This window comes from Protofrankia coriariae (assembly GCF_001017755.1).
GTDB classification, from domain to species: Bacteria; Actinomycetota; Actinomycetes; order Frankiales; family Frankiaceae; genus Protofrankia; species Protofrankia coriariae.
The window spans coordinates 67,408-76,036 of the sequence record NZ_JWIO01000006.1 but is presented as its reverse complement, the minus strand read 5'-3'; the positions used below and the strand labels follow the sequence as shown (position 1 = coordinate 76,036).

Annotated in this window: 8 protein-coding genes; 2 read left to right on the top strand and 6 right to left on the bottom strand. The window is 70.2% G+C overall.

What is annotated here, in order from left to right; translation table 11 throughout:
- The 3 genes from FrCorBMG51_RS30670 to FrCorBMG51_RS05700 form a co-directional block, all read right to left on the bottom strand.
- On the bottom strand, positions 1–594 hold a 594-nt coding region (locus tag FrCorBMG51_RS30670), incomplete at its 3' end, for an ABC transporter permease (protein WP_235433344.1).
- A complete protein-coding gene (locus tag FrCorBMG51_RS05705; protein WP_047222057.1) occupies positions 591–1,472 on the bottom strand; it encodes an ABC transporter ATP-binding protein in 882 nt (293 codons plus the stop codon). The genes FrCorBMG51_RS30670 and FrCorBMG51_RS05705, both read right to left, overlap by 4 nt.
- A 3-nt stretch (positions 1,473–1,475) precedes the next feature.
- Positions 1,476–2,753, bottom strand: a complete 1,278-nt coding sequence (locus tag FrCorBMG51_RS05700; RefSeq protein WP_162233172.1) for an efflux RND transporter periplasmic adaptor subunit — start codon at positions 2,751–2,753, stop codon at positions 1,476–1,478.
- Between the two features lie 929 nt (positions 2,754–3,682).
- Between FrCorBMG51_RS05700 and FrCorBMG51_RS05690 the strand changes: the two genes are divergently transcribed.
- On the top strand, positions 3,683–4,915 hold the full coding sequence (locus FrCorBMG51_RS05690; RefSeq protein WP_047222167.1) for an ROK family protein: 1,233 nt from the start codon (positions 3,683–3,685) through the stop codon (positions 4,913–4,915).
- 341 nt (positions 4,916–5,256) lie between these two features.
- Positions 5,257–6,183 (top strand): TauD/TfdA dioxygenase family protein, encoded by a 927-nt coding sequence (locus FrCorBMG51_RS05685; protein ID WP_047222166.1) that lies wholly within the window; start codon positions 5,257–5,259, stop codon positions 6,181–6,183.
- 99 nt (positions 6,184–6,282) lie between these two features.
- Here the strand turns inward: FrCorBMG51_RS05685 and FrCorBMG51_RS05680 are convergent, their stop codons facing one another.
- The 3 genes from FrCorBMG51_RS05680 to FrCorBMG51_RS05670 form a co-directional block, all read right to left on the bottom strand.
- Positions 6,283–7,140: an amino acid ABC transporter permease gene (locus FrCorBMG51_RS05680; protein WP_047222054.1), complete on the bottom strand. Its 858-nt coding sequence runs from the start codon at positions 7,138–7,140 to the stop codon at positions 6,283–6,285.
- The gene (locus FrCorBMG51_RS05675; RefSeq protein WP_047222053.1) at positions 7,137–7,787 is read right to left on the bottom strand and encodes an amino acid ABC transporter permease; all 651 of its coding nucleotides are present in this window, start codon (positions 7,785–7,787) and stop codon (positions 7,137–7,139) included. Before FrCorBMG51_RS05675 ends, FrCorBMG51_RS05680 begins: the two co-directional genes overlap by 4 nt.
- A 105-nt stretch (positions 7,788–7,892) precedes the next feature.
- Positions 7,893–8,573, bottom strand: a complete 681-nt coding sequence (locus FrCorBMG51_RS05670; RefSeq protein ID WP_338052698.1) for a glutamate ABC transporter substrate-binding protein — start codon at positions 8,571–8,573, stop codon at positions 7,893–7,895.
- Positions 8,574–8,629: the final 56 nt, after the last annotated feature.

Sequence of the window (8,629 nt, the reverse complement as noted above, 5' to 3'; positions counted from 1 at the left end):
GGACGAGCCGGCTGCCGCGAGCGTCCCGACCACCTGCATGGGGACTCCGGAGACCGCCACGGTCGCGCCGACCGGGTCACGGCCGCCGAACAGCTGCTCGGCGGTGCTGGCGGCGAGCACGACGACCGCGGCCTGGGCGGTGACATCCTGGCTGGTCAGGAAGCGGCCAGACGCGATCTTGCGAGCCCGGACCGACAGCCAGTCGGGCGTCGTCCCGACGACCGTGGTGGTCCAGTTCGACGTGCCGGCCGTCAGCGACAGGCTGCGCTGGCTGGCCGGCGCGACCGCGGCGATGTCCGGAGCGACGTCCTTCGAGGCCAGGGCATCGGCGTCGTGCACGGTCAGGGTCGAGGCCGAGCCGAAGCCGCCGCGGACGCCGTCGCTGCTGGTGGCGCTGCCCGGGGTGACCACGAGCAGGTTGCTGCCCAGGGAGTTGATCTGGTCGCGGACCTGGTTCTGGGCGCCCTGGCCGAGCCCCACCGTGAGGATGACCGCGGCGATGCCGATGAGAATCCCGAGGACGGTCAGAGCCGAACGGGACCGGTGCGTACGTACCGCCTCGATGCCGATGCGCAGTGTCTCCAGCCAGCTCATGGGCGGATCACCCAGGTGAGCCGGGCCGGGTCGCCATGGGCTGCCTTCTCGTGCCTGTGCCCGGGCCCGAGCACAGGCACGGGAGCGGGGCCCGGGCCGGCGACGGCTCCGAATCCGACGTCCCCGGGCCCGTCGGCGTCATCACTCGGATGATCAGAGCTGGTGTCGTACTGGATGCCGCCGTCCCGGATGCGCACCACCCGGCCGGCGGTGGCGGCGACCTCGGGTTCGTGGGTGATGAGCACGATCGTGCGGCCGGACGCGTGCAACTCGCCGAGCAGGTCGAGCACGTCCTGGGTGGACGCGCTGTCGAGGTTGCCGGTCGGTTCGTCGGCGAGGATGAGCGCGGGGTCGGTGACCAGCGCCCGGGCGACGGCGACCCGCTGCTGCTGGCCGCCGGAGAGCTCGTTCGGGCGGTGGGCGATCCGGTCCCCCAGGCCCACCTTCTCCAGCGCCTCGATCGCCCGGACGCGACGCTGCGCCCGTCCTGTCCCGGCGTAGCACAACGGCAGCTCCACGTTGCGCCACGCGGACAGGGTGGGAAGCAGATTGAACTGCTGGAAGACGAAGCCGATCCGCCGGTTGCGGATCTCGGCGAGAGCGTCCTCGGACATCCGGGCGACATCCTCGCCAGCAAGGCGATAGTGGCCCGCGGTGGGTATGTCGAGGCAGCCGAGGATGTTCATCAGGGTCGACTTCCCCGACCCGGACGGGCCCATGATCGCTATGTACTCTCCCTCGGAGATACGCAGGTCGACGCCGCGCAGCGCGTCGACCTCGATGGCGCCGGTCCGGTAGGTCTTGCGAACACCGTCGAGTTCGATGACGGGTGGCGAGCCGGCCGGCGGCTCGGCGAGGAGTGATCCGCTCTCGGCCACGGCTCAGCCCGCCCCGCCGCCGCGGACGCCTCCGCCGAACCCGGCACCGGCACCGCCGAACCCGGCACCGCCGAACCCGGGACCGCCACCGGCACCGCCGCCGAAGCCGCCGGAACGGCCGTTCGGGACTTCCCCGCCACCACCGGAGCGTCCGGCGGAGGCCGTCTCGGGCAGCAGCACCATGTCGCCGGCCGCCAGCCCCTCGGTGATCTGCGTGACGCCACCGGAACTCGCGCCGACCGTCACCGTCCGGGGCACCTGCCGGCCCTCGACCAGCTGGTACACCTGCGCCTGGGCGCCGCTGTAGTGCAGGGCCGCGGTCGGCACGGTCAGGACGCCGGTGAGCTGCTGGACGATGATCTGAACCTGGGCGCTGGCCCCGAGGTGCAGCCCAGCCGGGGTCCCGGTGACATCGATGGTGACCGGGTACATCGCGACTCCCGAAGCAGTCCCTGAGGTCGCCCCCGAGCTCTGGGCCGGCAGCAGACCGACGGTGGCGACCGTTCCGGACAGCGTCGTGGTGGCACCGTTCGGGGTGATGACCGCCTGGTCGCCCTTCTTGACCTCGCCGATCTGGGTGTCGTCGACGTTTGCCGCGATCGTGTAGCCGTCCGAGCCGACCACCACCACCTGCGCGGACGAGGCCGACGCCGCGCTGGTCGAGGCGGAGCTAGTCGAGCTCCCACCGCCGCCTCCGCTCCCGCCGCCCGTCCCGCCGGAGGCGGCCGTCCCGCTGCCGGAGACCTGCTGGCCGACCGTCAGGTTGACGGTCGCGACCGTGCCGGCGATCGGTGAGGTCAGCGTCGCCTGGGACAGTGATTGCTGTGCCGCGGCCAGCGCGTTGCGTGCGGCGGTAACGGCCTGGTTGTCGGCGTTCACCTGCGCGTCGGACGCCCCGGCGCCGCGGTCCGCGGACAGTTTGGACTCGCTGGTGGCCACGGTGGCCTCGGCCTGCGCGACCGAGGCCGCCAGCGCCGCCGAGTCGATCGTGGCCAGCGCCTGTCCGGCCGTGACCTGCTGGCCGACGGTGACCGAAACACCGGTGACCCGGCCGGAGACACCGAAGGCCAGGTTGGCCTGGTGGGCGGCCTGAATGACCCCGGTGGCCGAAACTGTCTGCCGGATCGTCCCGGGGCCCGCCGCCACCAGCCGCGGACCGCTGCCGTCGGCGGACGAGGAAACCGCCAGGCCGATCGTTATGGAACCCGCCACGATCACAACGGCAGCCACCGCCGCAAGGGCAAGTGTCCTGCGTCCGATCCGTAGGCGCGTACGCCGCACCTGCATCCACTCCTCCGAAAGCCCCGGTGGACGGGGCGGGCCCGCTTGCGTGTCCGGCCGGCCGAAGAGCACACGATCACAGGTTTTTCGCGTGCCCGGACGACCTGCCGGAGACATCGGAACAAACACGGCCGGTGCTGATCGCGAGTGGTTCCCGACCGGGATCAACGCGCCTCAGCCTCGCGGAGAAGCCTTGGTATTTGCTGAGGGAATCCGGTGGAATTCCTGATCGTGGCTTTATCTGGCCATGATGTTCTGACCGGCGTCCGCTCGTTGTTGAATTGTTTGGCCGGTGCGTCCGTCAATGGAGGTTTTCGGTTACGGTGCGCGGTGCCGCGGCGAGCTCGCGGATCGTGGCCCGGGCCCGCTCGCGCTCCTGGCGCCGGCCCCGTCTCGGTGGCCTGCCGCGCCGGACGCCGGCCGGACGGTAGGCCGAGCCGGCGGCGGCCGGGATGCGAGACGGCGTTCCCACAGCGTTCCCACAGCGTTCCCCGCTGTGTTCCCCACCGATCTGGTTGACAACCATTCGGGTGTTGCCTAGCGTCGACCGCATGAGCCGGCATACCTATCTGGTCTGCCGCGCGCACGTTGACCTCCGTCGCGTGGCGAGCGCGCTCTGTCCGTCCGCCTGATGCCGCTGCTGGATTCTCAGCGTGTCCAGGCCGTCCGGATGCATGCCGGTCCTTCTTCGTCCCGGACTTCTCCGTTTCCCTGCCGGCAGGCGGCATCGAGAGGGTCGTCGGCCCTGACCAGGGTTTCGACTCCATCAGACTGATCATCTGCGAGACGGGCAACGTGGGTCCGCGCGGCTGCCCACTACGTGGGCCGTGACGACATCCGCACATCCGCGGCCCCGTCGAGTCCGCATGCAGCACCGCAGCGCGAGGAGGTCAGCCGTGCCGGCACGCAACCAGTTCCCGGCGTTGTCCATGACCGCGGGCCGCCCGGACCCGACAGGCACCGCCGCGGTGGTGCTGCGCGCCGTATTGGATCACGGGCCGGTGGCGCGCACCCTCATCGGCCGCGCGACCGGGCTGAGCCCGGCCGTGGTGTCGCGGCAGACCGCCGATCTGATCTCCCTCGGGCTGCTGCGCGAGCTGCCGGCGCTGTCCACCCCACCGCGTGCCGGTCGGCCGTTCGTCCCCCTGGATATCGATACCCAGCGTCACCTCGCCTGCGGGGTGCACATTGCCGTCCCCATCATCACCTTCGGTCTGGTGGACCTACGTGGCCAGGTGGTGGCCCAGGAGAGCGTGCCGCACCAGGGTGACGCGCGCGAGGTGCTGCGGCAGATCAGCCAGTATCTTCCCGGCTTCGTGGCGCGGCATGCCCGGGGCACCAGGCCGCTCGGGCTGGGGGTGGTCACCGGCGGCTGGGTGGACCCGCAGCGCGGCGTCATCGTCGAGCACGGTCTGCTCGGGTGGCGTGACGTGCCGGTCCGTCAGGTGCTCGCCGAGACGACCGGCCTGTCGGTCCATGTGGACGGCCATGCCCGCGCGCTGGCGCAGGCGGAGATCATGTTCGGGGATCCACGGGCGCGACGCAGCCTGGTCCACCTGTTCGTCGGGAACGTCGTCGACGCGGCGATCGCCACCGGCGGCGAGGTGCACTGGGGCCCGCACGCCGGAGCCGGGGACGTCGCCCACCTGCCGTTGGCGGACAGTTCGGTGCGCTGCCCCTGCGGGCGGTCCGGCTGTGTGCAGGCCGCCATCTCGGAACGGGTCCTGGTGGAGCGGGCGGCCCGGGAAGGGATGATCGAAAAGCCCGACCTGGGGCTCCTGCTGGACGCGGGCCGCCGCGGTGACCCCCGCGTACTGGCGCTCTTCCGCGACCGGCTGCGTGTCATCGGCCGGGTGGTGGCCCTGCTGCTGGACATGATCGATCCGGAGGTACTGGTACTCACCGAGGCTGCCGCGATCTTCTTGCCGGACCTGCTGCCCGACCTGTACGAGCAGATCGCGGCGCACTCGCGGGTGTGCGACAGCCCCGAGCGCATCGTGCTGCCCACCCGCTTCGGAGCGCACAGTCTTGCCGTCGCCGCGAGCGCGACCGTGCTGGACGCCGTCCACCGCAGCCCACGCAGCCTGCGCCCGGCCCCGGTCTCCGCCCCGGCTCGGACCCGAGCCCGGGCCGGGGTCGGGGCCGGGCGGCTGTCCGACTGAGTTATTTTCACTCGAGTGGTAAACATTGACCCGGCCGGCCCGCGGTATGAGTATCGAAACATGAGGCACATCGGGTACGCCATGTCCGGGCGTAGGCGTCAGGGTCGTGGTGCCGCGGCATTGTTCCGAATGATTCAGGGCTGGTAGCCGACTGCCGCTGTCGTTTTCCGCGGCACTCGTTTTTGCCTGTCACTCGTATTCCACCTGTATTCCGGTGGTCGGCTCCGCCTGTTCACGCAGGCCCGCACACGGCGGTGCCGGACCGGTTCTGTTCCGGGGCTGGCCGCGGCCACGACCGCGGCCGGCTGTTCTTTCCGTCAACCAGTCTGGAGCACGCAGCGATGACAAGTACCGTCCAGCGGCTGGGTATCGACGTCCGGCCGCTTTCTGGGCACACCGGAGCCGAGATTCACGGCGTCGACCTGAGCCAGCAGCTCGACGACGCCACGATCGCCGAGATCCGTTCCGCCCTGCTGCGCTGGAAGGTCGTCTTCTTCCGCGACCAGTCCATCGGCCACGCCGAGCAGATCGCCTTCGGCGTCAGGTTCGGTAAGATCACTCCTGCCCATCCGCACGAGGACGCCCCGCCCGAGGGCTTCCCGCAGATCCTGCCGATCGACAGCCGCCGTTACGAGAAGAAGTTCGGCAAGCGGAAGATCACCTATGACAACGGCTGGCACACTGATGTCACGGCCCTGGTGAACCCACCGGCCGGGTCGATTCTGCGCGCCGACATCGTCCCCCCGTACGGTGGTGACACCGCCTGGACCAATCTGGTCGCGGCCTATCAGGGCCTCCCGGAGGAGCTGCGTACGTTCGCCGACAGGCTACGGGCCAAGCACAGCTTCAGCCCTCGCCTGCTGGCCGGGACCCCCTATGGGGCGAAGATCGCGTCGAATCCGCTGGTGGCGATCCACCCGGTGGTCCGGGTGCACCCGGAAACGGGCGAGCGGGCGCTTTTCGTCAGCCCGAGCTTCACCTCCGGGGAAAACGAGATCATCGGATTCTCCCCGCGGCAGAGCCACCGGATTCTCGACCTCTTCTACGAGCAGATCGCCCGGCCCGAGTACACGGTGCGGTTCCGCTGGAGCCCGGGCGACGTCGCCTTCTGGGACAACCGGGCGACCGCGCATCTGGGCCCGTCCGACCTGGGCCACCTCGACTTCGACCGCGTGCTGTACCGGATCACCCTGGAAGGGGACATCCCGGTCGGGGTCGACGGGCGGCAGTCGGAACTCGTGGCCGGGCAGCCCTTCCTCGCCGGCTGACCGACGCACGAGGCGGGCTGTGGCCTGCGACCGCCGTCCGGTCGCCGGCCACGACCCGCCTCCGGTCGTCAGGCCACGGGTCGGGCGTGGGCCTGGCCGCTACCCGGTGGCCAGGTCCTCCGCGGGCACGGACGGCCTGGCCCGCCGGCCGGACAGCCGCGCCTCCAGGTAGGTCGCCAGCCTGGTCACCAGATAGTTGATGAGGATGAAGATGCCGCCGATGACCAGATAGGTCTGGATCGGGTTGTGCAGGGTCTGGATGGCGATCAGGGCCCGGCGCAGCAGCTCCTCGTAGGAGATGAAGGCCCCGAGCGAGGTGTCCTTGAGGATCACCACGAGCTGGCTGATCAGGGCCGGCAGCATCGAGCGGAACGCCTGCGGCAGCAGGACGATCCGCAGCGTCTGGCCGCGGGTGAGGCCCAGGGCGGCGGCCGCGTCGCGCTGCCCCTTCGGCACCGCGAGGATGCCCGCCCGGACGATCTCGGAGATGACCACCGAGTTGTAGGCGGTCAGACCGATCACGATGTACCACAGCGGCGGCAGCTTCAGCCCGTGGACCGGGAGAACCTGCGCCGCAAAGAAGATCGCGATCACCACGGGCACGCCGCGCAGCAGCTCGACCATCCCGACCACGGCCCACCGGTACCACCGGGCCGCGGAGATCCTGGTCGTCGCGATGAGCACCCCGAGCAGCAGGGAGAGGGACATCGCCAGGGCGGCGGCGGTCAGGGTGTGCACCAGACCGCCGCCGAGCAGACGCCACAGGTCCGCGAAGTCCTCGTCCCCGGGGTTGAACAGCGGACTCCACCGGCTGCCGTCGAACTGGCCGTTCGCCGCCAGCCGGCGGACGGCCAGCACCGCCAGGCCGACCAGCACGACACCGGCGACAACGCTGGCGACAGCGATCCGCCGGCGTCCCCGCGGGCCCGGGGCGTCGTAGAGAACCGAGCGGCTCACCGCGCCACCCGCAGCCGTTTCTCCGCCGCCAGCACGAGCAGGCCGGCGGGGATGACGATGACGAGATAGCCGATCACGACCCCGGCGTAGACCGGCAACGCGGGTTCCCCCCGCGCGCCGTTCAGCGTGCTCGCGACGCTGTAGAGCTCGCCGCCGACGCCGAACGCGCCGACGATCGCGGAGTTCTTCACCATCGCGATCCCGACGTTGCCCAGCGGAGGGATGACCGCCCGGATCGCCTGCGGCAGGATGACCAGCCGCAACGACTGGCCGAAGGTGAGGCCGATCGAGCGGGCGGCCTCCGCCTGGCCTGTTTCCACCGCGCCGATTCCGCTGCGTACCGCCTCACAGACGAACGCGGCGGTGTAGACGGTCAGCCCGGTGACCCCGAAGGCGAAGTACGAGCCGTTGATCCCCACCTCCGGCAGGCCGAAGGCGAAGGCGAACAGGACGATCGTCAGCGGGCAGTTGCGGACCAGCGTGACGTAGGCGGTGCCCACGGCGCGCAGGGGCGGCACCGGCGACACCCGGAATCCCGCGAGAACGACCCCGAGCAGCAACGCCGCCACGGCGACCAGACCACAGATCGTCAGTGTTCCCAGCAGGCCGTCGGCGTACAGGCCGAGGTTGTCGGTGATGACATCCATGGCGGCTCCGGGGTGGCGTTGGCTCGGGGTTACGGGCTCACAGCACTAACGGAACTAACAGCAGGTTACAAAGGTGACGAAGGCACCGGGCCAGGAAGATCCTGCTCAGGAGCAGGTGGCGAGCGTGGGCAGGGCCGGCGCGGCCCCGGCGACCTTGCCCGCCGTGGACTCCCAGGCCTTCGCGTAGCGGCCGTCCGCCGCCGCGGCGGTCAGCTGCTCGTCGATGAACTGGCAGAAGGCGGTGTCACCCTTTTTGATGCCGATGCCGTAGGGCTCGGTGGTGAAGGGCTTGCCGACGATCTTGAACGCGCCGCCACTGGCGTCCACCAGGCCCAGCAGGACGACGTTGTCGGTGGTGACGGCGTCGACCTGGCCGGTACGCAGCGCGTCCGCGCACTTGGAGTAGACGTCGAAGAGCACGATGTTGGACGCGTCGGCGTATTCCTTGATTTTCTCGGCCGGGGTCGACCCGGAGACGGAGCAGACCTTCGCGTTCGCCGCGCGCAGGGACTCCGGCCCGGTGATCGTGGTGTTGTCCTTCTTCACCATGATGTCCTGGCCGGCCTGGTAATAAGGACCGGCGAAGCTGACGAGTTGCTTGCGCTTGTCGTTGATGGTGTAGGTGGCGACGATGAAGTCCACCCTGCCCTGCTGGATCGCGCCCTCCCGCTGGGCCGACGGTGTCTCGACGAAGGTGATGTCGTCAGGGTCGATTCCCAGGCCGTCGGCGATGATTTTCGCGATTTCGACGTCGAATCCCTCGACATCGCCGCCGAGGCCCTTCAGCCCGAACAGCGGCTGGTCGAACTTGGTACCGACGGTGACCTTCCCCGCCTCGGCGA